Genomic DNA, 24895 nt, shown 5'->3' with positions numbered 1-24895 from the left:
ATCATGTTCATCCCGTTCTTCCTCGAACTGAAAGCCGCGCGCGTTCCCGTCTCGCTGCGGGAATATCTGTCGCTGCTGGAGGGGTTGGAAGCGGGGCTGGTCGATTACGACGTCGAGGGTTTCTACTATCTCGCTCGTGCCGCGCTGGTAAAGGACGAGCGCCATATCGACCGTTTCGACCAGGTGTTCGCGCATGTCTTCAAGGGCATCGAGGCCTTGAACGGGCTCGATGCGGTTGATGTCGCCGATATTCCCGAGGAGTGGCTGCGCCGTCTCGCCGAAAAGCACCTGACCGATGAAGAGAAAAAGCTGGTAGAGGCGCTCGGCGGTTTCGAAAAGCTGATGGAAACCCTGAAGCAGCGGCTCGAAGAGCAGAAGGGCCGCCATCAGGGCGGCTCGAAATGGATCGGCACCGGCGGCACCTCGTCCTTTGGCGCCTATGGCTACAATCCCGAAGGCGTGCGCATCGGCCAGCACGAGAGCCGCAACCGCCGTGCGGTGAAAGTCTGGGACAAGCGCGAGTTCAGGAATTTCGACGACGCCGTCGAACTCGGCTCCCGCAACATCAAGATCGCGCTGAAGCGCCTGCGCCGCTGGGTGCGAGAGGGTGCGGAGGAAGAGTTCGACCTGCCCGGCACCATCCACGCCACCGCCGAGCATGGCTATCTCGACGTGCGGACGCGGCCCGAACGGCGCAACGCGGTGAAGCTCTTGATGTTCTTCGATGTCGGCGGTTCGATGGACGACCACATAAAAAGCGTCGAGGAATTGTTCTCGGCGGCTCGCGCCGAATTCCGCCAGCTCGAATATTTCTACTTCCATAACTGCCTCTACGAAGGCGTGTGGAAGGACAATCGCCGCCGCCATGCCGAGGTCATCCCGACCTTCGACCTCCTCCACAAGTATGGACCGGACTACAAGGTCATCGTCGTCGGCGACGCTTCGATGAGCCCTTACGAGATCGCCCTTCCCGGCGGCTCCGTGGAACATTGGAATCCTGAAGCCGGCGCAGTCTGGCTCGGCCGCCTGCTGCGGCAATGGCCGAACGCGGTGTGGCTGAACCCTGAAAACCAGAAAAATTGGGGCTACACCCATTCGATCGCCATGATCCGCGACATCTTCGGCGGCCGCATGTTCCCGCTGACGCTCGCCGGGATGGAAGGCGCGACGAAGCAGCTTTCGAGGAAACATTGAGCTTGTCGAAGACCCGCCGCTGGGCGAACCTGTAACAAATGCCTATGTTGATGCGAATATGAGGCTGCAACCAATAACGAGCCGGCAAGGCCGAGGAGATCAAATGGACACCCACACCTATCCCGTCACCCGCACCGACGCCGAATGGCGCGCCAAGCTGACGCCGGAACAATACGCTGTCATGCGCGGCCATGGCACCGAGCGTCCGGGAAGCTGCGCATTGCTCTACGAGAAGCGCGCCGGCACATTTTCCTGCGTCGGCTGCGACCAGCCGCTGTTTGAATCCAAGCTGAAATTCGAGAGCGGCACCGGCTGGCCGAGTTTCAACGACCCCGTGCCCGGTTCGGTCGAGAACACGATCGACCGCAGCTACGGCATGGTCCGCACCGAGTGCCACTGCGCGCGCTGCGGCAGCCATCTCGGTCATGTCTTCGAGGATGGTCCGCCGCCGACCGGCCTGCGCTACTGCATCAACGGCGTGGCGCTCAAATTCGAGCCGGCGGCTTGAACAGCGATGTGATTGTTTGACGTGGAGGGCGGCTTCGGCCGCCCTTTCATGTTTGGAGCCGGCACACTCCCGCAATGCCGCCAGAACGGCCTTAGACCACGATCGTCAGCAGCAGCCACAACGAGGCGCCCAGCGTCATCATCCAGGCCCTGGCGCCGGGGAATCTTTCGGCGGTTCGCCAGACCGCCAGGGTCAGGAACAGATTATAGGGCACCGGCGCGAAATGCACCGCCAGCACGGCGGCGAGCGGCATCTTGAGACCAAGCAGGACAAGCGCCACCGCCGACGACGTGAAGCTTATCGCGGTACCGACAAGGACAAGGTCACGCCAGAACAGCCGGTCGAGCGGCACGCCGCCTTGCCAGCGCAGGCTGAAGAAGGATTTGATGGGCAACACCGACGATCTATCCCTGCCCCAGAACCTCTGTCACCGCGCGCTCGACCCTTGAGGCTTCGGTGACCAGCCAGTCGGCCATCGCCGGCCAGTTGTCCTCGGCAAAGCAGTTCACCCGCCATAGCGAATTGATGCCGAGCCCCCCCGCACTTTGTCCGGGACCGAGCTTCAGCCTGTCCTCGATCGCCGGCTGGAAGGGTTTCAATCGCGTCCAGCTTTCCGTGGCGCCGAACTTTTCGTTGCGTCCGAAGAAGACGCCGACATGGTTCTGCGCCGGCGCGACATACATGGAAATGACCAGCGACAAGTCTGACAGCCCGCGCTGCCAGAACCAGGGTCCACGCCGCGCCAGCCGGGCTTTTTCTTCAGGATGCCGATCGACGAACAGCGACCAGAAGCCGCGATGGCGGAATTCAGAGGCGCGGCGGGCACCGAAGTCGAACTCGCTCATGACCTCAATCATTTGGCAGAGAGCCCTTTGCCCGCGGCATTCCGACAGCACCGCGCATTGACTTGTTGGATACGAAAATAACGCGATAGCGTGAAGCCAGCGCCCGCGCCGCACGGAAGAGAATTCCGGTAGGTATGTCGAGAAAGCCGACGGGCCGTTCAAGGCGCGGAAAGCTCTTTTGTTCTTTGAGTTGCTCCGATGAGACGCGCGCAAGGGCATTCATGCCAGCCATCATGATCGGCCGCGAGCGTCTTCGGATCGTGAGAAAAACGGGTGCATCGGCCGATGCCGAGGAAATCCGGTGGTGGTCGGCCTGATCGGGAGATATCATATTCCCATCCACAAGTTCGACGAGAACGGCTTGGCCATATAAACAGGATCGGCCCGTGTGAGGCCCAGGAAAGGGATTTCGTGACGATGACATCCAAACTTGATCAACTGCGCAAGATTACCACGGTCGTGGCCGATACCGGTGATATCGAAGCCGTCGCCCGCCTCAAACCGGTCGATTGCACCACCAATCCGACCATCGTGCTCAAGGCGCTGGGCACGCCGATGTTTGCCGATGATGTGAAAGAGGCCGTCGCCTGGGGCAGGAAACAGGCGGGCAACAATCAGGCCGTGGCGGCGGCGGTGGCCGACCGGCTGGCTATTTCAGTAGGGGCAGCGCTGGTCAAGCTTGTTCCCGGCAGGGTTTCCACGGAGGTGGACGCCGATCTCTCCTTCGACACGCAGGCATCGATCGCCAAGGCGCACGGCATCATCGCCGCCTACAAGCAACGCGGCATCGAGCACGACCGCATCCTCATCAAGCTTGCGTCCACCTGGGAAGGCATCCGAGCCGCGGAAGTGCTGCAGAAGGAAGGCATCGACTGCAATCTGACGCTGCTGTTCTCGAAGGCACAGGCCGTTGCCTGCGCCGATGCCGGCGCCTTTCTGATTTCGCCCTTCGTTGGCCGTATCCTCGACTGGTACAAGAAGTCGACGGGCAAGGAGTTCGGCGCAGAGGAGGATCCGGGTGTCCTGTCGGTCCGCGAGATCTACAACTACTACAAGGTCAACGGCATCAAGACGGTGGTCATGGGCGCCTCGTTCCGCAATGTCGGAGAGATCGAGGCCCTTGCCGGCTGCGACCGGCTGACGATTGCACCGGCACTGCTCGACGAACTCTCGAAAGACGAGGGCACGCTGGTACCAAAACTCTCGCCGGATTCCAGGAAACCCGATCCGAAGATCGCCATGGACGAGAAGACATTCCGCTGGATGATGAACGAGGACGCCATGGCGACCGAGAAACTGGCCGAAGGCATCCGGGCATTCGCCAAGGATCTGCAGGCCCTGCGCGGCATGGTTCAAAAGCAGCTCGAACTCGCGGCCGCTTGAGATCAATTCCGGGATAAATGTGAGGCGGCTCCACCCGGAATTGCCTCAAGACAGAGAAAGGGAGCGGTTCGTCGTTTCACGGAAACGCCGGACCGCTCCGAGTTTCCGCCCGGGATTGCGTGGCGGCGGACGCCCCCGGTGCCCTTGTGGCTGGGGCGCGAATAGAAATGGCCGCCCGGTACGGGGCGGCCATGAAATCCAGTGTTTCGGATTCGATCAGGTCATGCCGAGCGCGGCCATGTAGAGGTCGAGAATGGCATCCTCTTCCTGCCGCTCGGCCTGGTCCTTCTTGCGCAGCCGGATGATGGTGCGCATCGCCTTGGTGTCGAAACCGGTGCCCTTGGCCTCGGCGAACACTTCCTTGATGTCCTCGGAGATGGTTTTCTTCTCTTCCTCGAGCCGCTCTATGCGCTCGATGAAAGCGCGCAACTGGCCGGCGGCAACAGTCTGGCTGGTCTCTGTAATGTCATCGGCCATGTTTTTCTCCACATCTGTCTGTCGCGACTCGGGGGTATCCGGCGCCTTTTTCAGCGGGTTCGAATGCCCGACCGGGGGCGGTGGGTCAAGCTGTTATCGATACGATATGAGGGGCTGCCGCCAAACACCGACAGCCCAACCCGGACAAGGGCCTTCCCTCACCCGAAGGCGATCAGCAGATCCTTGGCGTCGATCTGGTCGCCAGCCTTGACCAGCACCTCGGCGATCGTGCCGTCGCGCTCGGCATGCAACGCCGTTTCCATCTTCATCGCCTCAATGGAAAGCAGCACGTCGCCTGCCTTCACCGCCTGGCCGGCGGCAACGGAGAGTGCCGAGACGACACCGGGCATCGGCGCGCCGACATGGGCCTCGTTGCCCGGTTCCGCCTTGCGGCGTGCCTTGGACGCGGCGGCGCCATGCGTGCGATCCGGAACCTTGATGCGGCGGGGCTGGCCGTTGAGCTCGAAGAACACGGTGACCATGCCCTTGTCGTCGACATCGCCGATGGCGAGGCACCGCACGACCAGCGTCTTGCCCTTTTCGATGTCGACGAAGATTTCGTCCTCGGGCTTCATGCCGTAGAAATAGGTCGGGGTCGGCAGCACGCTGACCGGCCCGTAATTTTCCTGCGCGCCGGCGAAGTCCGAAAATACCTTCGGATACATCAGCCACGAAGCGAATTCGAACTCGCTGAGCTTGCGCTCGAGCTTTTCCTCGATCTCCTTGCGGCTCGCCTCCAGATCGGCCGGCTTCAGCAGCGAGCCGGGTCGGACGATGATCGGCTTTTCGCCCTTGAGCGCCTTCTGCTGCAGCGCCTTCGGCCAGCCGCCCGGCGACTGGCCGAGATCGCCGCGCAGCATCGACACGACCGAGTCCGGGAAGGCGATATCCTTGTCGGGGTTCTCGACATCCGCGACCGTCAGGTCCTGGCTCACCATCATCAGGGCCATGTCGCCGACAACCTTGGACGACGGCGTCACCTTGACTATGTCGCCAAACATCAGGTTGACGTCATGATAGGTCTGCGCCACCTCGTGCCAGCGCGTCTCGAGCCCGAGCGAACGCGCCTGTTCCTTGAGATTTGTGAACTGGCCGCCCGGCATTTCGTGCAGGTAGACTTCCGAGGCCGGCCCCTTGAGGTCGCTTTCGAAGGCCGCGTACTGGTTGCGCACCGCCTCCCAGTAGAAGGAGATGTTGCGGATCCATTGCGGGTCGAGGCCGGGGTCGCGATCCGTGCCCCTGAGCGCCTCGACGATCGAGCCCAGGCAAGGCTGCGAGGTATTGCCGGAGAAGGAATCCATCGCCGCATCGATGGCGTCGACGCCGGTCTCCACGGCCGCCAGAACGGTCGCGGCCGACAGGCCGGAGGTGTCGTGGGTATGGAAATGGATCGGCAGGTCGGTCGCCTCGCGCAGTGCCTTGAACAGCACGCGTGCCGCGGAGGGCTTCAGCAGCCCGGCCATGTCCTTGACCGCGATGATATGAGCGCCGGCGGCCTGCAATTCGCTGGCAAGGCCAACATAATATTTGAGATCGTATTTGGCGCGCGCCGGGTCGAGTATGTCGCCGGTGTAGCAGATCGCCGCTTCGATCAGCTTGCCCTCGGCGCCCACCGCATCCATGGCGACACGCATGTTCTCGACCCAGTTCAGGCAGTCGAAGACCCGGAACAGGTCGATGCCGCCGGCAGCCGCCTGGCGGACGAAATGCTGCACCACATTGTCGGGATAGTTGGTGTAGCCGACGCCATTGGCGCCGCGCAGCAGCATCTGCAGCAGCAGGTTGGGCGCCGCCTCGCGCACCAGCGACAGCCGCTCCCATGGATCCTCTGTCAGGAAGCGCATGGCGACATCGAAAGTGGCGCCGCCCCAGCACTCGAGGGACAGAAGCTGCGGCAGTGCACGCGCATAGGTGCCGGCAATGCCGGCTATGTCATGCGTGCGCACGCGCGTCGCCAGCAGCGACTGGTGTCCGTCGCGCATGGTCGTGTCGGTGACAAGGACCTCTTTCTGCTCGCGCATCCACGCGGCGAATTTCTCCGGGCCGAGCACGTCGAACTTCTGCTTGGAGCCGCCCGGCACATTGCCGTTGAGGTAGGGCACGACGGGTGCAGCCGCGTCGGCCTTGGGTCGCGGCCGGCCGCGCGTCTCGGGATGACCATTGACCGACACGTCGGCAAGGTAGTTGAGCAGCTTGGTGGCGCGGTCCTGACGCTTGACCTGCTGGAACAGTTCCGGCGTCGTGTCGATGAACTTGGTCGTGTAGGAATTGTCCGCGAAGCTCGGATGGTTGATGATCGCTTCGAGGAAGGTCAGGTTGGTGGCCACGCCGCGGATACGGAATTCGCGCAGCGCCCGGTTCATGCGCGCGATGGTCTCGGCCGGCGTCGGCGCCCAGGCCGTGACCTTCTCCAGCAACGGATCGTAGAAGCGGGTGATGACGGCGCCGGAATAGGCGGTACCGCCATCCAGCCGGATGCCGAAGCCGGTGGCGCCGCGATAGGCGGTGATGCGGCCATAGTCAGGGATGAAGTTGTGCTCGGGGTCTTCGGTGGTGATGCGGCACTGCAGGGCATGGCCGTTCAGCCTGATGTCCTTCTGCGCCGGTACGCCCGATTCCGGCGTGCCGATGGCGAAGCCGTCGAGGATATGGATCTGAGCTTTGACGATGTCGATGCCCGTCACCTGCTCGGTGACCGTGTGCTCGACCTGGATGCGCGGATTGACTTCGATGAAGTAGAACTTGCCGGTGTAGGCATCCTGCAGGAACTCGACCGTTCCGGCGCCGATATAGGCGGTCTCGCGCGCGATCTTCAGCGCGTAGCCGCAAAGCTCCTCGCGCTGCGTCATTTCGAGATAGGGCGCCGGCGCGCGCTCGACGACCTTCTGGTTGCGGCGCTGGATCGAGCAGTCGCGTTCGAACAGGTGTACGGCATTGCCATGTGTATCGCCGAGAACCTGGACCTCGACATGGCGGGCGCGTTCGATCAGCTTTTCGAGATAGACCTCGTCCTTGCCGAAGGCGGCCTTCGCCTCGCGCTTGCCTTCCGTCACTTCCCGGGCGAGGTCGGCCTCGGAGCGGATGGCGCGCATGCCGCGTCCGCCGCCGCCCCACGATGCCTTCAGCATCACCGGATAGCCGATCTCCTTGGCCAGCGTCTTGACCGCCTCCATGTCGTCGGGCAGCGGATCGGTGGCGGGAATGACAGGCACGCCGACCTCAATGGCCAAGTTGCGCGCCGCGACCTTGTTGCCGAGCCGGCGCATCGTGTCGGGCTTGGGCCCGATGAAGGTGATGCCGGCCTCGGCGCAGGCATCGGCGAATTCGGGGCTTTCCGACAGAAGCCCATACCCAGGGTGGATCGCATCGGCGCCCGAAAGCCGCGCGACGCGGATCACCTCCTCGATCGACAGATAGCTTTCGATCGGGCCCATGTCCTTGGTCAGATGCGGCCCGCGCCCGACTTGGTAGCTCTCGTCGGCCTTGAAGCGATGCAGCGAGTACTTGTCTTCCTCCGCCCAGATCGCCACGGTTTTGAGCCCCAGCTCATTGGCCGCGCGAAAGACGCGGATAGCGATTTCTGACCGGTTGGCGACGAGAATCTTCGTGATGGCCAAGGGTAGGGCTCCAGTAGCGGAAGGGACGGGAAATCGGGGCAATGATTAGCGTGAAAATGCTGCAGTGCAAACAAAATCGACGCAGGGTTAAATCGATTTAAATAGATTCTTCGCACGGAACCCCGTCGTGCCTGTCCGAAAGTTGGGCATCGAGGCTGTATTTGGCATTCCCAGCCTCGCTATTTTGCCGGCCAAGGACTGTCGAAAAACGCCACGCGCCGGCCCTCCGGCGACGCAGTTGCCGGCGGGCCACGGCAACTGCCAGTGGCAGCGTGAGCCAACAAAGAAAATGCCCGGCGCAACGCGCCGGGCATCATCGATATCAGACCTGTCGGAGAAGCTTATTTCGGGAACCAGGAATACTTCCCGTCGTCCTTCTTCTTCCACTCGTACATGATGTAGCCCGGCAGCTTCGGATCGCCCTTGGCATCATAGGCAAGATCGCCCAGGACGGTCGGGAACGGGCCGTTTTCATGCATCGCCTTGGCAACGGCCTGCGGATCGTTCGTCTTGGCGGCAGCTGCCGCCTCGGCGACCACCTGCACGGCGGCATAGGCGTAGAGCGTATAGGCTTCCGGCTCAAAGCCCTGCGCGCGGAACTTCTCGACGAGTTCCTTATTGGCCGGGATCAGGCGCGGGTCGGGACCGAACGTGTTGAGCGTGCCGGCGACCGCGTCGCCCGCGATCGCTGCAAGTTCGTCGGTCACGATGCCGTCACCCGACATCAGCTTGGCCTTGAGGCCCTGGTCCGCCGACTGGCGGATGATCAGGCCGGCTTCGGTGTGCAGGCCGCCCCAGTAGATCAGGGTGACGCCGGCTTCCTTCATCTTGGCGATCAGTGCCGAGAAGTCCTTGTCGCCGACATTGACGCCTTCATACATGACTTCGGTGACGCCGGCGGCATTCATTGCCTTCTTGGTTTCGTCAGCGAGGCCCTGGCCATAAGGCGTCTTGTCGTGGATCACGGCAACCTTGGCATCCTTGAAGTTCGCGGCGATGTAGGCGCCGGCGATGCCGCCCTGCTGGTCGTCGCGTCCGCAGGTGCGGAACACGTTCCACAGGCCACGCTCGGTGAACTTCGGATTGGTCGCGGCCGGCGTGATTTCGACGATGTTGTTTTCGGCGTAGACTTCCGAGGCCGGGATCGACACGCCCGAGTTGAAGTGGCCGATCACGAACTTGACGCCGTCGCCGACGAACTTGTTGGCAACCGAGATGCCCTGCTTCGGATCGGACACGTCGTCGCCGACTTCGAGCTTGATCTGCTCGCCATTGATGCCGCCCTTGGCATTGATCGCGGCGACAGCCGCCTCGGCGCCCTTCTGCAGCTGTGCGCCGAAGGCCGCGTTCGGACCAGTGATCGGACCGGCAACGCCGAACATTACGTCAGCCCACGCATTGCCACCGAACGCGACAAGCGCGGTCAGTGCAACGGCGGACAAAAGTGACTTTTTCATTTAAACGCTCCCATTAACGGAGTGGGCGTGGATGAAGCTTTCATGCGATGCCCACTCTTATCGCAGAAAGCATAGTGTGCCCATTTTCAGGCTCTTGTCACGCCGATTCATCCCCGAAACGGCGTTAATGATGAACGTCAACCTTTCGGCTTCCAGCTCAAAAGCGAAGCTCTTTCATAGAGCCAGTTATACTGTGTGACCATTTGGTTGGTACGCGTGTATTGGTAGCCGACGAAGCCCAGGATCATCAGTACAATAGTGTCCACTATATAATAGTGGAGCGAGAACATCGTGCCGCCGAACAGCGCATGATGGATGAACCTGATGCCGATGCCGAGGCCGAGCATATAGACGAACAGCTGTATGAAGTTGCGCCAGGTCTGGGCGCTGGCCTTGCCGGCCATCCATGCCGCCCAGCCGCCGAGCAGGCAGGTGACGAAGAAGAACTGCCAGATCGAGGGTTCCTCGTAGAGAATGCCCTGCATGATTGATGTCTCCTTAGCATGATCCCGAAAAGTCGCGGACTTTTCGGACGATGGTCATGCGACAAACAAACAAATTGGAGCGGAATACCGGATGCAAATCCCGCTCCAGACTCAGTGATGGCCGCCTTCGAGATAGGCGGCGCGCACTTCTGGATTGGCGAGCAGTTCCCTGCCGGTACCGCTCATCGTCACATTGCCGTTGACCATGACATAGCCGCGCGTCGCGAGCTTCAGCGCGCCGAAGGCGTTCTGCTCGACAAGGAACACGGTCAGCCCCTGGGTGCGGTTCAGTTCGCGGATGGCATCGAAGATCTGCTTCACGATCAGCGGCGCGAGGCCAAGCGACGGCTCGTCGAGCAGAAGCAGCTTAGGCCGCGCCATCAGCGCGCGGCCGATCGACAGCATCTGCTGTTCCCCGCCCGACAGCGTGCCGCCGCGCTGGGTGATGCGCTCCTTCAGACGCGGAAACAGGGTGAACACCTTCTCGACGTCCTCGTCATAGTGCTTGAGGTTGTCGAGGCTGGCGCCCATCTGCAGGTTTTCCATCACCGTCATGCGCGGGAAGATGCGCCGTCCCTCCGGCGACTGGGCGATGCGCATGCGCGCGATCTCATGCGTCGGCATCTGGGTGATGTCGGTGCCCGCGAATGTGATGGTGCCGGCACGGGCGCGCGGAGCGCCGAAGATGGTCATCATCAAGGTCGACTTGCCGGCGCCGTTGGCGCCGATCAGCGCCACGATCTCACCCTGGTCGACGTGGACATCGACGCCGTTCAGCGCCCTGATGTTGCCGTAGTAGGTCTGGACGCCTTTGACGTCGAGCAGCGTTGTGCCGGCCATCATTTACGCCCTCCGCGCTTGCCTGCCGACGGCGGGGCCGCCGCCTTTCCGGACGCATGACTTGTCGACACTTTCCCCGCATCGACCCGGCGCGAGAACTCCGTGTCCTTGCCGCTTGCCAGAAGCTTGGCTTGCTTGACCCATTCCTCGCGCGCGATGCGCCCATCGAAGGCGAGATAGGCTTCGGCGGCCTCGACGTCGGACTTCTTCCAGGCGCCGATCTGGTCGAAATGGAAGATGCCATGATCGTTGAGCTTCTTCTCGTTGACCGTCCCGATTCCCTTGATGCGGGTGAGATTGTCGGCCTTGCCATCGCGGGGGGCCTTGAGCCGATTGGAGACGCCGGCGACTTTCGCCGGTGCCTTGGCCGCATCTGGTTTTGCTGCCGCCTTGGCCGGCGAAGCGGGCTTCGCGGCGACAGGCTTGCTTGCCACGGTCGCCGTGCGCGCATCGACCTGCGCCGCCTTCGAGGCGCCTTTGGACACCGTAACGCGCTCGCCCGAACTGTGGCCGACGGTGTCGGTCACCGGCCCGGCGAGATAGGAGGACGACGTCCCGGGACCGTGCGCGGCGTCGGGGCCGGCGTCGAGTTGCTCGATGACGTCCTCGTCGCCGACTTCGGTCAGCACGGTCTCGACCTCTTCGTCGTCGACGCCGAGATAGGCTGCGATGACGCGCGGATCCGTACGCACCGATTGCGGATTCCCGTCGGATATCTTGCGACCGTATTCGAGCACCACGACGTGGTCGGAGATCTGCATGACCACCGACATGTCATGCTCGATCAACAGGATCGATGTGCCGGAAGTCTTCTTGATGTCCATCAACAGCGTGTTGAGCGCCAGGGATTCCTTCGGATTGAGGCCGGCCGCGGGTTCGTCGAGGCAAAGGAGCTCCGGCCCGGTGCACATGGCGCGAGCGATTTCGAGGCGCCGCTGCGCGCCATAGGGAAGGTCGCCGGCTGGATCGTCGGCGCGGTCGACGAGATCGGCCTTCTCCAGCCAGTGCTTGGCAAGATCGATCGACTCGGCCGAGGCCTTCCGGTAGCCGCTGAAGCCGAACAGGCCAAGGATCGTGTAGCCCGATGCCTTCATCAGCTTGTTGTGCTGGGCAACCAGCAGGTTCTCCAGCAGCGTCATGCCCGAGAACAGGCGGATGTTCTGGAAGGTGCGCGCCACCTTGGCGCGCGCCGGGATCTCATGGTTGGGCAGCCGCTCCAGCAGATAGGTCGAGCCGTCGCTGCGGTTGAGCGTGATCATGCCTTCCGACGGCTTGTAGAAGCCGGTGATGCAGTTGAACACGGTGGTCTTGCCGGCGCCATTGGGGCCGATCAGCGCGGTTATCTCGCCGCGCTTTGCGGTGAAGGAGAGGTCGCCGATGGCGACCAGGCCGCCGAACTTCATCGACAGATGATCGACCTGCAGGATGGCGTCATTCATGCCGGGATTGGTTCCCTGAATCGAGCTCGCGTTCATCAGCCGTGGCCCTCCTTGGTGAAGGAACTGGAGACAGCCCTTCGCTCCTTGAGGAAGGCGGTTGGTTCACGACTGCCGACGAAGCCGCGCGGCTTCCACAGCATGACGATCACCATGGCCATGCCGAACAGCAGCATGCGGTAGAGCTCCGGGGTGAAGTCCGGCCCGAATATCTGCTTGAGGAAGTCGAGTTCGCGCAGCGCTTCCGTACCGCCGATCATCACCATGGCGGCGACGGCGATGCCGACCAGCGAGCCCATGCCGCCGAGCACGACGATGGCCAGGATGATCGCCGATTCGAGGAAGACGAAGGATTCGGGGCTGACGAAGCCTTGGCGCGCGGCGAAGAACGAGCCGGCGAAGCCGCCGAACATGGCGCCGGTGGCAAAGGCCGTCAGCTTGGTGGTGGTGGTGTTGATGCCGAGCGAGCGGCAGGCGATCTCATCCTCGCGCAGCGCTTCCCAGGCACGGCCGACCGGCATGCGCCGCAGCCTGATGGTGACGAAGGCGGTGAGCAGGCAGAGCCCGAGGATCAGGTAGTAGAGGAAGATCTTGTAGTAGGCGCTGGACGTCGCGATGTTCAGCACCTTGGCGATGTAATTCGGATCCGAGACATTGAACGACATCAGGCCGAAGAAGGAAACTTTCGGGATACCGGAGATGCCGGCCGACCCGTTGGTCACTTCACGCCAGTTGATGATCACCAGCCGGATGATCTCGCCGAAGGCCAGCGTCACGATGGCAAGATAGTCCCCGCGCAGGCGCAGCACGGGAAAGCCCAGCAGCACGCCCCAGAAAGCCGCCATCGCGCCGGCGGCCGGCAGCAGTATCCAGAACGACAGGCCGTAATGCGTGCCGAGCAATGCGTAGGCATAGGCGCCAACGGCGTAGAACGCGACATAGCCGAGGTCCAGCAGACCGGCGAGGCCGACGACGATGTTCAACCCCCACGCAAGCATCACATAGATCAGGATCTGGATGCCGAAATTGTCCACCCACTTCAACGATCCCTGGAAGCCGCCCGCCATCGACCCGCTGTAGAGGGCAAGCACCAGAACCACGATGATCGGATAGGCCGCCAACATGGCAATGCCCAGCGCCGAGAAATGGGTATGGATGAATACGCGGAAATAGAAGATCACCGAGGCGATCACGTAGATGGTCGCCAGCGCTCGCAGGAAGCGCGCATAGCCGGCAAGACCAGGTCCCAGCAATCCATCAAGGGAGCCGGCGAACACGGTCAGCACGACCAGCACGACCAGTGCCGCGATGAAATACGGGAACCGGAAGAACCGCGTCGCCACGCTGTCCGGCAACAGGCCCGTGGCCACGTTGGTGATCTTCTGGTTGGCCATGAAGGGCTGGCCGTAGGCGACATAGAGGAAACGCCCGACGGCCGTGGCGATCACCACGATGGCCAGCAGGCCCCAGCGTTGCACGAGGACCAGTTCGTTGGAGATGTTCTGGTCGGTCTTCAGGCCGATGAACAGCACGAACAGGCCAAGCGAGATGGCGCCGGCATAGAACGCTTCCCGAAGGGCGCGTTGGACAGGGGTGGCGACGACGTCGCGCTCCGGAGATACGGTAACGGCCATGACCTCAGACCTTTTCGACTTCTGGCCGGCCCAGAATGCCGGAAGGCAGGAAGATCAGGACGATCGCCAGGATGGAGAAGGCGGCGACGTCCTTGTAGTCGATCGAGAAATAGGCCGACCACATGCTCTCGATGAAGCCGATCAGGAGCCCGCCGAGCACAGCGCCCGGCAACGAGCCGATGCCACCGAGCACAGCGGCGGTGAACGCCTTCACGCCCGGGACAAAACCGTCGGAGAAGGCCACCACGCCATAGTACATGAGGAACAGCGTGCCGGCGACGGCGGCAAGCGAGGCACCCATGATGAAGGTGATCGAGATGGTGCGGTCGACATCGATACCGAGCAATGCCGCCATCTTGCGGTCCTGCTCGCAGGCGCGCTGGGCGCGGCCTAGCGAGGTGCGGTTGACCAGGTACCAGAACAGCGCCAGCAGCAGCGCGGTGACGATGACGATGATGATCTGCTTCAGCGAAACGCTGACGCCGTCGATGTTGTAGACCTGGCTGACCATCGGCGGGATCGGCTTGTTGCGCGGCCCCTGCGTCACCTGGACGAAGTTGGACAGCGCGATCGACATGCCGATGGCGGTGATCAGCGGCGCCAGACGGAACGAGCCGCGCAGAGGTCGGTAGGCGACCTTCTCGATCGTCCAGTTGTACAGGCTGGTCAGCAGCATCGCCACGATCATCATGATCAAAAGCGCGACGACCACGGGCAACGAACCGAACAACGCACCGAGGATGAGGAAAACGATCAGCGCCGTGAAGGCGCCCACCATGAAGATATCGCCATGGGCGAAATTGATCATGCCGATGATGCCGTAGACCATCGTATAGCCGATCGCGATCAGGCCATAGATCGATCCCAGCGTCAGCCCATTGATAAGCTGCTGGACGAAGTACTGCATGTGTACATGGCTCCCCTGGAATGTCGCCCATGCAGACGCATTCCTTTTCGTATTTCCCCTAGTCGTAAAGTTTCGAGCCCGGATTGCAACGTGATTTTTCAATCGTCATGCGTGCCGTAACGGCACGCCTTCGAATTGCCCGTTTTTTCATATCCGGCCTCTGGACTATCGCGGACCCTATCATTGGCATAACGCAATGTCTTTGATTAATCGACCGCATCATGCGCGCCATTTCGAAGAAATCGCTGTCAAAAGAATTTGATGAGACGGATCGTTGCGCGTTGGTCCATGGTTCGGTTTTTGAGCCGCTTTGGATTGTGACGGCTTCGTACTCCTCTACTTGACGACAAAACCATGCGCGAACGGGTCGCGATCGTCGATGAAGATGGTGTTCAATCCCGTCATGCGCGCCCAGCCGCCGATCGATGGAATGATGGCCGGCTTGCCCGCCACCGTGACCTCTCTTTCGACCCTGCCCTTGAACAGCGAGCCGATGATGGACTCATGGATGAAGTCGTCGCCGGCCTTGAGTTTGCCCTTGGCATGCAGCTGCGCCATCCTTGCCGAGGTGCCGGTGCCGCAGGGCGAACGGTCGATCGCCTTGTCGCCGTAGAACACCGCATTGCGGGCGTCGGCCCCCTCCACCGTCGGCTTGCCGGTCCATAGCATGTGCGACAGCCGGTTGATGCCGGCGTTTTCCGGATGAACGAACGAATACTTCTCGTTGAGCCGCTGCCGCACCACCGGGCTCCAGGCGATCAGGTCGCCCGCCGAATGGTCGGCCATGTCGCGATAATTCTCCTGCGGCTCGACGATGGCGTAGAAATTGCCGCCATAGGCGACATCGACACTGATCTCGCCAAGCTGCGGGCATTCGACCGTCAGGCCTTCGGCGTAGAGGAAGGACGGCACATTGGTGATGCGCACCTCCTCGACATAGTCGCCGATTTGTTTGTACTCGGCGATCACCAGGCCGGCCGGTGTATCGAGCCTCAGCACGCCCGGCGTCTTCGGCTTGATCAGCCCGTGCTCGATGGCCATCGTCACCGTGCCGATCGTGCCATGTCCGCACATCGGCAGGCAGCCCGACGTTTCTATGAACAGGATGGCGATGTCGCAATCCTCGCGCGTCGGCGGGTAGAGGATCGAGCCCGACATCACATCGTGGCCGCGCGGCTCGAACATCAGCCCGGTCCGGATCCAGTCATACTCCGCCAGGAAATGCGCGCGTCGCTCCATCATGGTCGAGCCCTGCAGCAAGGGGCCGCCGCCCGCGACCAGCCGCACCGGATTGCCGCAGGTGTGGCCGTCTATGCAGAAGAAGGATTTCTTGGCCATGACGGCTCCCGGATTCAAAAGCGTTGCGGACTGAAGGGCATGAGATCGATCGGCGGAGCCTGCTCCAGAACGAGGTCGCGGATCAAGCGTCCGGTGGCGGCCGACTGGGTCAGGCCGAGATGGCCATGACCGAAGGCGTAGATCACCGACGGGTTCGCTCGCGCCCGTCCGATGACGGGAAGCGAATCGGGCAGAGACGGCCGGAACCCCATCCATTCGCGACCGCCCGCCGGATCGAGCCCCGGCAGGAAATTCTGCGCCTTCCGCAGCAGGGCCTTGGACCGCGCAAAATTTGGCGGACGCTCGATCCCGCCGAGTTCAACGGCGCCGCCCACACGCAAGCCGGTTTCGAGCGGCGTGATGACGAAGCCATGGCCGGAGAAGATCAGCTGCCGCTTCACGTCGAAGGCGTCCTTCGGCAGCGTCGTGTTGTAGCCACGCTCGGTTTCAAGCGGGATGCTGTCGTCGAGGTCTTTCGCCAGCAGGTGCGACCACGCTCCGGCGGCGATGACGAGATGCCTTGCCTGCCGCGTGGTGCCGTCGGCGAGATGCAGCGCGACGCCGGCCGGTCCTGTTTCGACACGCTGGATCCGGGCCTGCTCGAAGCGGGCGCCCATGTCTTGCGCATGGGCCCAGATGGCCTTGCCCAGCAGCTTGGGGTCGGCCACGGTCTTCCATGCGGGCACGAAGGTGCCCTTGACGAAACGTGGTGACAGGCCGGGCTGAAGGGCCGCAAGCTCGCTGCCTTCGACATGACGGAAGCCGATGTCGAAACGCTGCCTGGCCGCCCAGCCCGGAAGCGAGGCGCGGAACTCCGCCTCGTTTTCATAGAGCTCGAGCGAGCCGTCCTCGCGCAGCATCCCCCGCGTGCCGGAACGCTGCATCAGTCCCGACCATTCGCTTTCGGCAAGCCGCATCATCGCCACTTGCGCGGCGAGGCTTGCCTCGTAGCGATCCTTGCGCCCGGCACGCCAGAAGCGGATGAGCCATGGCAGGAGTTTCGGCAGGTAGGCGGGAGGAATGCTGAGCGGTCCCAGCGGGTCTGCAAGCCAGCGCGGCAGATTCTTGATCATGCCCTTTTGCGCCAGCGGCAGCACGTCGGAAAAGGCAAAGGCGGCGGCGTTGCCTGAACTCGTCTCCTCGCAGATGCCGGTGCGGTCGAAGACGGTGACACTTCGACCCGCCTCGGCCAGATTGGCCGCGACGCAGATGCCGATGATGCCGCCGCCGATGATGGCGATGTCTTCCCCTTCTCCCCGTTCACGGGGGGAAGGGGCCCGAAGGGCGGATGAGGGGCGGTGCCCCGCATTTGTCAACTTGGAATTCCCTGTCACGTGGGCGCTGCCCCTCATCTGGCTGCCGCCATCGTCTCCCCGCAAACGGGGCGAAGAAAGCTCTCAGAACTGCGGCAGCTTCGGCCTAACCGCCAGAGCATCCTTGATGATCTTTTCGACTGCCTTGCGGCGCTCGCCCGACAGCGGCTGGCGCGGCATGCGGACACGGTCGTTGGTTTGAATAGCAAAGACTTCCGCGAGCTTGATGTTCTGCACCAGGTAGGTCGACACATCGAGATCGAGCAGCGGCCGGAACCAGCGGTAGATGGCGAGCGCCTCGTCGCGGCGGCCCTGCTTCATCAGCTGGTAGATGGCGACGGTCTCACGCGGAAAGGCTGTGACCAGGCCAGCCACCCAGCCGATCGCGCCGACCGACAACGCCTCGAAGGCCAGATTGTCGACGCCGGTGAACAGGTCGTAGCGGCTGCCCAGGCGGTTGATGATCTCGGTCGAGCGGCGGATGTCGTCGGAGGATTCCTTGATGGCGACGAAGCGCTTGTCCGATGCCAGCTCCTCCATCTGGTCGACAGTGACATCGACGCGGTAGGCGAGACGGTTCGAATAGATCATCACCGGCAGGTCGCCGGCCTCCGCGACGGCGCGAAGTGCCGCGACCGTCTCTTCCGCGTTGGTATGGTAGATCGGGCTCGGCACGACCATCAGGCCGTTGGCGCCCTCCTTGGCGGCACGGCGCGCGATCGCCGCCGCCTCGCGTGTGCCGGCTTCGTTCACCGTCAACAGGACCGGCTTCTTGCCGGCGACTTTCTGTGCGGTCTTCAGCACTGCGATCTTCTCGTCGGCCGACAGCATCGGCCCCTCGCCGAGCGACCCGCAGACGATGATGCCGTCACAGCCGGCCTCCATCTGCAGCGCGAAGCAGCGCTCCATCTCGGCATGGTCGAGACGGTCATCCTCGGTGAATTTGGTCGTGACGGCGGGGAAAACTCCGGTCCACATGGTCATTGCTCCATCTGATATATCAGCTGTATATCTGTTAACAAACGCGCTGTCAATGCTGAATCTCTTATGATATACCCTAGATATATCAGGAGAGTGCCTTTGATATCCATGGAACCAGGTATGATATCCGAGCCGGCCGCGGCCAGGGCATATCGCGTGCTCGAGCACATGATCGTCACACTGGAGCTGGCGCCGGCGAGCTTTGTCACGGAAGGCGCGCTCATCGAAAAGCTGGCGCTGGGCCGGACCCCAGTGCGCGAGGCGATCCAGCGGCTGGCCTGGGAAGGACTGCTCGACGTGCGCCCGCGCGCCGGCATCGCGATCGCCCCGCTCCATCCCGGCGACTGGCTGCGCGTGCTCGACGCGCGGCGCGGCGTCGAGGTTGTGCTCGCCAGGTCGGCCGCGCGCTTCGTCACCCGTGAGGCCGCCGATCTGTTTCACGAGGCGGCACTCGCCATGCAGAAGGCGGTCATTTCCGGCAATGTGCTTGGCTTCATCCACGCCGACAAGGCGCTCGACGAAGCCCTGGCGCTGGCCGCGGACAACCCCTTCGCGGCGCGGTTGGCAGCCCCGCTGCAGACCCACAGCCGCCGCTTCTGGTTCCGCTACAAGGCCGACACCGGTCTCGCCGAGTCGGCCGAGCACCATGTGGCGCTGATCCGCTCGATCCTCGACGGCGATGAGGAGGCAGCCGCCAAGGATGCCAAGCGGCTGATGGCGCTGCTGCGCGGTCATGCGGAAGTGGCCGCGACGCGCTAAGCGGACAGGTCATGTCCCGCCAGCGCCGTTGGTTGACTTGCTGTCCCACTTTCGCGGAGGGATGCAAGCCAAGACCTCTGCTGCCTGCCTTGTTCATCACATTAGCGTTTACGCAGACAGATGTAGCGGCCGCACGCAAAAAAGGCCCGGTTGGACCGGGCCTTTTGCTACCTGAATTCGCGACCTGTTCAGCCGGTCGGTTCATCGCCGATCGATGAGTTCATCGTCGGCCAATCAGTTCATCGTCGGGATGACGAACTCCGCGCCATCCTTCACGCCGGACGGCCAGCGCGAGGTCACCGTCTTGGTCTTGGTGTAGAAGCGGAACGCGTCCGGGCCATGCTGGTTGAGATCGCCAAAGGACGACGCCTTCCAGCCGCCAAAGGTGTAGTAGGCGATCGGAACCGGGATCGGCACGTTGATGCCGACCATCCCGACCTGGACACGGCTTGCGAAATCGCGCGCGGCGTCGCCGTCGCGGGTGAAGATGGCGACGCCATTGCCCATCTCGTGATCGTTGGCGAGCTTGATCGCGGCCTCGTAGTTTGGCGCGCGCACCACGGAGAGCACCGGCCCAAAGATCTCTTCCTTGTAGATGCGCATGTCGGCGGTCACGTTGTCGAACAGGCAGCCACCCATATAGTAGCCGTCCTCGTAGCCCTGCATGGAGAACCCACGGCCGTCGACGACCAGCTTGGCGCCTTCCTTGACGCCGGTGTCGACATAACCCTTGATACGCTCCAGCGCCTGCGCCGTGACGACAGGCCCGAAATCGGCGGAAGAATCCGTCGATGGGCCGACCTTCAGGCTTTCGACGCGAGGGATCAGCTTTTCCATCAGCCGGTTGGCTGTGTCGTTACCGACCGGAACGGCAACCGAGATTGCCATGCAGCGCTCGCCGGCCGAGCCGTAGCCGGCGCCGATCAGCGCATCGACCGTCTGGTCCATGTCGGCGTCAGGCATGATGATCATGTGGTTCTTGGCGCCGCCGAAGCACTGCACGCGCTTGCCCGAAGCCGTGCCGCGCGAATAGATGTAATGGGCGATCGGCGTCGAGCCGACGAAGCCGATGGCCTTGATGTCGGGATCGTCGAGAATGGCGTCCACCACATCCTTGTCGCCGTTGACGACATTGAGGATGCCCGCCGGCAGGCCGGCCTCGATGAACAGTTCGGCGATGCGCATCGGCACGCCCGGGTCACGCTCGGACGGCTTCAGGATGAAGGCATTGCCGCAGGCGATGGCGGGGGCGATCTTCCAAAGCGGGATCATGGCCGGGAAGTTGAACGGGGTGATGCCGGCGACGACGCCGAGCGGCTGGCGCATCGAATAAACGTCGATGCCGGGGCCGGCGCCATCGGTGAATTCGCCTTTCATCATATGCGGCGCGCCGATGCAGACTTCGACCACTTCGAGGCCGCGCTGGATATCGCCCTTGGCGTCGGCGATGGTCTTGCCGTGCTCGCGCGCCAGTATATCGGCCAGTTCGTCGTATTCCTTGGCAACCAGCTCGAGGAACTTCATCAGCACGCGAACGCGCCGCTGCGGGTTGGTCGCCGCCCACTTTGGCTGCGCTTCCCTGGCGTTCTCGACGGCCGCGCGAAGTTCCGCCTGCGAGGCCAGCGCCACCGTGCCGCGCACCGTGCCATCCATGGGCTGCATGACATCCTGCTTGCGGCCGCTGGTGCCGGCGACACGCTTGCCGCCGATGAAATGACCGTATTCGATCATGATTTCTCTCCCTGGGTTTGTGATGCTGCATTGTCCGCCTTTGCCGGGGCGATGGCAACGCGAGCGAAAACGCAACCGTTGTGCAAATAATAAACAACACTTGCATGTCGGGCATGAAATCCCGCAAATGACAGCCTCTCTAAAGCTCCAACGGGAGGAGATGGAGTTGCCATGAACTGGGATGACGTCCGCATCTTTCTGGCCGTGGCCCGGGCTGGCCAGATCCTTGGCGCGGCCAAGCGGCTGGAGCTCAACCACGCCACCGTTTCGCGCCGTATCGCGGCACTCGAGGATGCGCTACGCACGAAACTCTTTCGCCGCCTCACCACCGGCAGCGAACTGACGCCGGCTGGAGAGCGTTTTCTCGACATAGCCGAACGCATGGAAGCCGACATGATCGCGGCGCGCTCGACCGTGGCCGGCGAAGGCGATGACATATCGGGTACGGTGCGCATCGGTGCGCCCGACGGTTTTGGCGTCGCCTTCCTGGCCAAGCGGCTGGGCGAGCTCACCGCGTTGCATCGCGAGCTGACCATCCAGCTGGTGCCGGTGCCGCGCTCCTTCTCGCTGTCCAGGCGCGAGGCCGACATCGCGATCACCGTCGAGCGGCCGACCGAGGGGCGGCTGGTGGCGGGAAAGCTGGTCGATTACACGCTTGGCCTGTTCGCATCGCGCGCCTATGTCGAGGCCAACGGCCTGCCCCGGACAGCCACCGACCTCGCCCGCCATACGCTGATCGGCTACGTCCCCGACCTGATCGTCAGCCCTTCGCTCGATTATGCGACCGAGTTCAGCCCCGACTGGCGCACCGCCTTTGCCATCTCCTCCGCACTCGGCCAGGCGGAAGCCGTGCGCGCCGGTGCAGGCATCGGCATCCTCCATACATTCATCGCCCGCTCGATGCCCGAACTGGTGCCCGTCAACATCGTGGCGCCCATCCGCCGCGCCTACTGGCTGGTCTATCATGAATCGGTCAGGCCGCTGCGGCGCGTTCAGATCGTCGCCGGTTTCATCACCAAGGCGGTGGAGCGCGAGCGCGGCCTGTTCGCCTGATGCGAATGCCCAGGATCAGGGTCCATAGAGGACAACAACAGGAAACCAACCGCCGTAAGCAGAAAGCCGATACGCATCGCCGCTACTCGAAAATGCTTGGCAGGGATGACGCCTCTCAGGCAGATTGCGACAGCACGACAATAACACAGCCAGCTACGCGCGCCGCCTTTTCCTTGCCACAAAACCGGCCAGTGTTGCATCAGGCGCGCAATCATGCCGATCACACGTAGGATGGCCGCTTCGGGTGGGACATTTTTCGGAAAGCTGGCACGGATAGAAATGCGAGTCGTTCGTGCCATCCTTCCGCTGGTCGTCGTTTCCGCCTGCGCCAATCCCTGGACGAAGGTGCCCGAGGCAAACCTGCCCAAGCCGATCCGCTATGCCATGGCGCGCCCTTCGCCCTTCGTTTTCGACAATTATTGCGGACCCGGCACCCGCACCGGCGATTTGTCGGCGCCGCCCGTTGACCGGCTAGACAGAGCTTGCCAAACCCACGACGCCTGCTACATCGCGCGGCACAATCACTGCGACTGCGATGGTGCCCTGGTCGCATCCGCAAGAGCGATTCGCGACGACAAGACGGCACCTAGAAAAATGCGCGGCGAAGCAGAACTGTTGCTCGTTACTTTCGCACTGCCCGTCTGCAAGGTGTTTCCCCAAGGCTTCATGCCGCCGCGCGATCCGGCCCTGTTGAAGACACTTAACACCGGGACGACCGGATGATCCGGCGCGTGCCCTTTGCCGCGGCGGTGTTCGTGCTGGCCGTGACGATGCTTGCCGGTTGCGCCGGCCCGCTCGGCCACAGCTGCGATGTCTTCCCCGGTGAGGACAGCTGCGAACGCCCTTCTCTCTCGGCAAGCGCGGCCGGCCCGGAAATCGCCGCCGCGCAGTTCTTCGGCGATGCCGGCAAGGGCGAGTATGAAAAGCGTTTTCTGGCCGTTCTCGCCCATAACCAGATCGACGCGATGGACCGCGCCAACGGCACCGGCCAGTTCGGCCGTGACCGCCACGACATCCGCAACGCCGATTTCCAGGCGACCTACCGGACGCTGGAGCGGCTGGCGAAGCCTGTCGCCACCCCGCATGTCCCCGCGGCCGGGAGCGGCAAGGGCGAGGGTCATTTCGACGGGCGCTGGCGGGTGTCGCGGCAGACGCTCTATGTCGACGCCTCGGCACGGCCCGCCTCGCCCAAGACGTTCAGCTTCTCCGGGCTCCAGGCGCGCTCGGTCGAGATCGTGCTGCGTCAGGCGGGCTCACGGCCCCTCGACATTGACGGCACATGCGACGGCGCGCTGGCAATCCGCCGCTTCGGCGGCACGCGCAGCTTTCCAGCGGGCATGACGCTGCGCATCCGCCTGGCGGGCGGCGAAGGAACGTCGTGGAGCCTGTTTCCGGGCCAAACCCTGAACCGCTGTGATCTGCGCATCCGCTCCAGCATCGCGCCGGCCGGCGCTCCGCTCACCATCCTTCGCGAAGAGGTCGCCGACCCCGGCCTCGCGTTGCTGGACAGCCGCTATGACCGCTGCCCGGTCCCCGACCTTGCTGGCCTCGATCCGCTGCAAAAGGCCTTCTACGCGGGTCGCTGGCTGTCGCAGACCTGCGTGCTCACGCCGGGTGAACCGCGCCTGCTGCGCAAGTCGCGCGACGGCTTCAACGCCAAGGTCGAAGCTCTGATGGGCGCGCCGCTGTCCGACAGCGCCATCGACAAGGCTGATCCCGAACTGCCGCTCGATTTCTCCCGTGCCCCGAAACTCAGGCTGATCTATCTGTCGTCGCTGGAGTTCAAGGCGGATTTTACCGGCCGTGTCATCGAACGCCTGATCCGCCATCACGCCGCGCTCGGCACCAAGGTACGCATCATGGTCACCGATGTCCTGGAGCGCGACAAGGACGATGACATGCTGCATAGGCTGGCGGCCGAATTTCCCAATGTTTCGCTGCAGGAATATCGTTGGCGCGCGGATCGCGGCGCGCCTCTCGACGAGCAGATTTCACAGCTGCACAAGACACTGCACGTCAAGATGCTGGCGACGCTGGCCGAGGATCCCCGCCGCTCGCGCGTCATCATCGGCGGCCGCAACATCCATGACGGTTTTCTGTTTCACAGCCCGGTCGACCTGTCGCGCTACCCGAACCTGCAGCAATACGGCAAGACCGACGGGCTTTCGCTGAACTACTATTCGAACTGGAGCGACTTCGACATCGAGATCGCCGACCACGCGACGGTCGAAACCCTCGCCGCGCATCTCTCCACATTGTGGTTGCGCGATGCCGACACCAACATTACGCGCCCGTTCTCGATCCCGGTCGCATCGGACGGCGGGCGGCCGCCCGGAACCGCGCGTCATTTCATCTCCGTGCCTTATGAGGATGATCACGCGCTCGAGGATTACTTCGTCGAGCTGGTCGATGCCGCGCGTCACCATATCGAGATCGTCAACCCGTACCTCAACCTGACGCCGAAGATCGCGCAAGCCGTCGACCGGGCTCTCGCGCGCGGCGTCAGGATCGACATTGTCGGCCGCATCGACCTCAAGGGCGATATTGGCGGCAGGTTCCTCACCGCGCTGAACAAGTTGTTCGTCGAGAAATATGGCGACCGCATCAACATCCGCGAGTTCAAGGCGCCCGACGTCGTGCTGCACTCCAAGATCGTGATGATCGACGAAAGGCTGGTCGCGATCTCGTCGGTTAACTTGAACAACCGCAGCTTCTTCCACGATTCGGAGAACGGCATGATCGTGCTGGACCCCGCCTTCTACCGCCGCATGAAACCGATATACGACGACTATGTCGCCCACTCCAACCCGGTTCCCAACAACGTGACGATCGCGCTGCCTTACAGGCTGCTGTTCGACGAGGACTGGGTCAGGGAGGCGTTCTAGGGCATCGCCCCTCATTCGCCCTCTGACAACAGGACGAAACAGCGTGCATTCC

Annotated in this window: 22 protein-coding genes and 1 pseudogene; 7 read left to right on the top strand and 16 right to left on the bottom strand. The window is 62.9% G+C overall.

All coding sequences use genetic code 11. The annotated features are described in order from the left end of the window. The first annotated feature begins 3 nt into the window (after positions 1–3). Both ACO07C_RS19615 and msrB read left to right on the top strand, forming a co-directional pair. Positions 4–1194 (top strand): vWA domain-containing protein, encoded by a 1191-nt coding sequence (locus tag ACO07C_RS19615; RefSeq protein ID WP_421915816.1) that lies wholly within the window; start codon positions 4–6, stop codon positions 1192–1194. 103 nt (positions 1195–1297) lie between these two features. Beyond that, positions 1298–1702: a peptide-methionine (R)-S-oxide reductase MsrB gene (gene msrB / locus ACO07C_RS19610; RefSeq protein WP_421915815.1), complete on the top strand. Its 405-nt coding sequence runs from the start codon at positions 1298–1300 to the stop codon at positions 1700–1702. Positions 1703–1793: 91 nt separating this feature from the next. Here msrB and ACO07C_RS19605 read toward each other — a convergent pair whose 3' ends face one another. From ACO07C_RS19605 to ACO07C_RS19595, 3 genes are read right to left on the bottom strand one after another with little or no spacing between them, the layout of a single operon-like run. Further along, positions 1794–2099, bottom strand: coding sequence for a hypothetical protein (locus ACO07C_RS19605; RefSeq protein ID WP_421915814.1), 306 nt, complete (start codon positions 2097–2099; stop codon positions 1794–1796). 7 nt (positions 2100–2106) lie between these two features. After that, a complete protein-coding gene (locus ACO07C_RS19600; protein WP_421915813.1) occupies positions 2107–2547 on the bottom strand; it encodes a hypothetical protein in 441 nt (146 codons plus the stop codon). Between the two features lie 4 nt (positions 2548–2551). Next, positions 2552–2878, bottom strand: a complete 327-nt coding sequence (locus tag ACO07C_RS19595) for a hypothetical protein (protein ID WP_421915812.1) — start codon at positions 2876–2878, stop codon at positions 2552–2554. An 86-nt stretch (positions 2879–2964) separates the two neighbouring features. Between ACO07C_RS19595 and tal the strand changes: the two genes are divergently transcribed. Continuing rightward, on the top strand, positions 2965–3930 hold the full coding sequence (gene tal / locus ACO07C_RS19590) for a transaldolase (RefSeq protein WP_421915811.1): 966 nt from the start codon (positions 2965–2967) through the stop codon (positions 3928–3930). 216 nt (positions 3931–4146) lie between these two features. Here tal and ACO07C_RS19585 read toward each other — a convergent pair whose 3' ends face one another. The 12 genes and pseudogenes from ACO07C_RS19585 to ACO07C_RS19530 all read right to left on the bottom strand — a co-directional run bounded on the left by ACO07C_RS19585 (position 4147) and on the right by ACO07C_RS19530 (position 18412). Continuing rightward, entirely contained in the window at positions 4147–4407 is a 261-nt protein-coding gene (locus ACO07C_RS19585; RefSeq protein ID WP_421915810.1) for a DUF2312 domain-containing protein, read from the bottom strand. 158 nt (positions 4408–4565) lie between these two features. After that, positions 4566–8024, bottom strand: a complete 3459-nt coding sequence (gene pyc, locus ACO07C_RS19580; RefSeq protein ID WP_421915809.1) for a pyruvate carboxylase — start codon at positions 8022–8024, stop codon at positions 4566–4568. A 341-nt stretch (positions 8025–8365) separates the two neighbouring features. After that, positions 8366–9481 (bottom strand): branched-chain amino acid ABC transporter substrate-binding protein, encoded by a 1116-nt coding sequence (locus ACO07C_RS19575; protein WP_421915808.1) that lies wholly within the window; start codon positions 9479–9481, stop codon positions 8366–8368. Between the two features lie 137 nt (positions 9482–9618). Next, a complete protein-coding gene (locus tag ACO07C_RS19570; RefSeq protein WP_421915807.1) occupies positions 9619–9966 on the bottom strand; it encodes a DUF6867 family protein in 348 nt (115 codons plus the stop codon). A 111-nt stretch (positions 9967–10077) separates the two neighbouring features. Beyond that, positions 10078–10806 (bottom strand): ABC transporter ATP-binding protein, encoded by a 729-nt coding sequence (locus ACO07C_RS19565; protein WP_421917570.1) that lies wholly within the window; start codon positions 10804–10806, stop codon positions 10078–10080. Further along, on the bottom strand, positions 10806–12281 hold the full coding sequence (locus ACO07C_RS19560) for an ATP-binding cassette domain-containing protein (protein WP_421915806.1): 1476 nt from the start codon (positions 12279–12281) through the stop codon (positions 10806–10808). Before ACO07C_RS19560 ends, ACO07C_RS19565 begins: the two co-directional genes overlap by 1 nt. Beyond that, complete coding sequence (gene livM, locus ACO07C_RS19555) at positions 12281–13435, bottom strand: high-affinity branched-chain amino acid ABC transporter permease LivM (protein WP_421917569.1); 1155 nt, start codon at positions 13433–13435, stop codon at positions 12281–12283. Before livM ends, ACO07C_RS19560 begins: the two co-directional genes overlap by 1 nt. A gap of 159 nt (positions 13436–13594) precedes the next feature. After that, a pseudogene (locus ACO07C_RS19550) lies at positions 13595–13876 on the bottom strand (DUF3382 domain-containing protein); the annotation flags it as partial. Positions 13877–13880: 4 nt separating this feature from the next. Further along, positions 13881–14783, bottom strand: coding sequence for a branched-chain amino acid ABC transporter permease (locus tag ACO07C_RS19545; RefSeq protein WP_421915804.1), 903 nt, complete (start codon positions 14781–14783; stop codon positions 13881–13883). A 336-nt stretch (positions 14784–15119) separates the two neighbouring features. After that, positions 15120–16121, bottom strand: coding sequence for a 4-hydroxyproline epimerase (locus ACO07C_RS19540; RefSeq protein ID WP_421915803.1), 1002 nt, complete (start codon positions 16119–16121; stop codon positions 15120–15122). Between the two features lie 14 nt (positions 16122–16135). Further along, the gene (locus tag ACO07C_RS19535) at positions 16136–17473 is read right to left on the bottom strand and encodes an NAD(P)/FAD-dependent oxidoreductase (RefSeq protein WP_421915802.1); all 1338 of its coding nucleotides are present in this window, start codon (positions 17471–17473) and stop codon (positions 16136–16138) included. Between the two features lie 45 nt (positions 17474–17518). After that, positions 17519–18412: a dihydrodipicolinate synthase family protein gene (locus ACO07C_RS19530; protein WP_421915801.1), complete on the bottom strand. Its 894-nt coding sequence runs from the start codon at positions 18410–18412 to the stop codon at positions 17519–17521. A 69-nt stretch (positions 18413–18481) separates the two neighbouring features. Between ACO07C_RS19530 and ACO07C_RS19525 the strand changes: the two genes are divergently transcribed. Further along, entirely contained in the window at positions 18482–19174 is a 693-nt protein-coding gene (locus ACO07C_RS19525) for a GntR family transcriptional regulator (RefSeq protein WP_421915800.1), read from the top strand. Positions 19175–19408: 234 nt separating this feature from the next. Here ACO07C_RS19525 and ACO07C_RS19520 read toward each other — a convergent pair whose 3' ends face one another. After that, complete coding sequence (locus ACO07C_RS19520) at positions 19409–20905, bottom strand: CoA-acylating methylmalonate-semialdehyde dehydrogenase (RefSeq protein ID WP_421915799.1); 1497 nt, start codon at positions 20903–20905, stop codon at positions 19409–19411. A 171-nt stretch (positions 20906–21076) separates the two neighbouring features. Between ACO07C_RS19520 and ACO07C_RS19515 the strand changes: the two genes are divergently transcribed. The 3 genes from ACO07C_RS19515 (at position 21077) to ACO07C_RS19505 (ending at position 24843) form a co-directional block, all read left to right on the top strand. Then, positions 21077–21958: a LysR family transcriptional regulator gene (locus tag ACO07C_RS19515; protein WP_421915798.1), complete on the top strand. Its 882-nt coding sequence runs from the start codon at positions 21077–21079 to the stop codon at positions 21956–21958. Between the two features lie 231 nt (positions 21959–22189). Then, positions 22190–22681 (top strand): hypothetical protein, encoded by a 492-nt coding sequence (locus ACO07C_RS19510; RefSeq protein WP_421915797.1) that lies wholly within the window; start codon positions 22190–22192, stop codon positions 22679–22681. Beyond that, entirely contained in the window at positions 22678–24843 is a 2166-nt protein-coding gene (locus tag ACO07C_RS19505; protein WP_421915796.1) for a phospholipase D-like domain-containing protein, read from the top strand. The genes ACO07C_RS19510 and ACO07C_RS19505 overlap by 4 nt, the downstream gene beginning before the upstream one ends. The last annotated feature ends 52 nt before the right edge of the window (positions 24844–24895 follow it).

Origin of the sequence: Mesorhizobium sp. (assembly GCF_965229135.1) — a bacterium.
GTDB lineage: Bacteria > Pseudomonadota > Alphaproteobacteria > Rhizobiales > Rhizobiaceae > Mesorhizobium.
The sequence above is the reverse complement of the archived record's forward strand: the minus strand, read 5'-3'. Positions and strand labels throughout refer to the sequence as shown.

Bases quoted from the DNA above. Each gene is read 5' to 3' on its own strand.
- ACO07C_RS19595 (WP_421915812.1), bottom strand. From the start codon at position 2,878: ATGATATCTCCCGATCAGGCCGACCACCACCGGATTTCCTCGGCATCG.
- ACO07C_RS19565 (WP_421917570.1), bottom strand. From the start codon at position 10,806: ATGGCCGGCACAACGCTGCTCGACGTCAAAGGCGTCCAGACCTACTAC.
- ACO07C_RS19510 (WP_421915797.1), top strand. From the start codon at position 22,190: ATGGCCGCTTCGGGTGGGACATTTTTCGGAAAGCTGGCACGGATAGAA.
- ACO07C_RS19530 (WP_421915801.1), bottom strand. From the start codon at position 18,412: ATGTGGACCGGAGTTTTCCCCGCCGTCACGACCAAATTCACCGAGGAT.
- ACO07C_RS19520 (WP_421915799.1), bottom strand. From the start codon at position 20,905: ATGATCGAATACGGTCATTTCATCGGCGGCAAGCGTGTCGCCGGCACC.
- ACO07C_RS19515 (WP_421915798.1), top strand. From the start codon at position 21,077: ATGAACTGGGATGACGTCCGCATCTTTCTGGCCGTGGCCCGGGCTGGC.
- ACO07C_RS19615 (WP_421915816.1), top strand. From the start codon at position 4: ATGTTCATCCCGTTCTTCCTCGAACTGAAAGCCGCGCGCGTTCCCGTC.
- msrB (WP_421915815.1), top strand. From the start codon at position 1,298: ATGGACACCCACACCTATCCCGTCACCCGCACCGACGCCGAATGGCGC.
- ACO07C_RS19540 (WP_421915803.1), bottom strand. From the start codon at position 16,121: ATGGCCAAGAAATCCTTCTTCTGCATAGACGGCCACACCTGCGGCAAT.
- ACO07C_RS19560 (WP_421915806.1), bottom strand. From the start codon at position 12,281: ATGAACGCGAGCTCGATTCAGGGAACCAATCCCGGCATGAATGACGCC.
- ACO07C_RS19545 (WP_421915804.1), bottom strand. From the start codon at position 14,783: ATGCAGTACTTCGTCCAGCAGCTTATCAATGGGCTGACGCTGGGATCG.
- ACO07C_RS19535 (WP_421915802.1), bottom strand. From the start codon at position 17,473: ATGAGGGGCAGCGCCCACGTGACAGGGAATTCCAAGTTGACAAATGCG.
- tal (WP_421915811.1), top strand. From the start codon at position 2,965: ATGACATCCAAACTTGATCAACTGCGCAAGATTACCACGGTCGTGGCC.
- ACO07C_RS19570 (WP_421915807.1), bottom strand. From the start codon at position 9,966: ATGCAGGGCATTCTCTACGAGGAACCCTCGATCTGGCAGTTCTTCTTC.
- ACO07C_RS19600 (WP_421915813.1), bottom strand. From the start codon at position 2,547: ATGAGCGAGTTCGACTTCGGTGCCCGCCGCGCCTCTGAATTCCGCCAT.
- ACO07C_RS19575 (WP_421915808.1), bottom strand. From the start codon at position 9,481: ATGAAAAAGTCACTTTTGTCCGCCGTTGCACTGACCGCGCTTGTCGCG.
- ACO07C_RS19525 (WP_421915800.1), top strand. From the start codon at position 18,482: ATGATATACCCTAGATATATCAGGAGAGTGCCTTTGATATCCATGGAA.
- ACO07C_RS19505 (WP_421915796.1), top strand. From the start codon at position 22,678: ATGATCCGGCGCGTGCCCTTTGCCGCGGCGGTGTTCGTGCTGGCCGTG.
- ACO07C_RS19585 (WP_421915810.1), bottom strand. From the start codon at position 4,407: ATGGCCGATGACATTACAGAGACCAGCCAGACTGTTGCCGCCGGCCAG.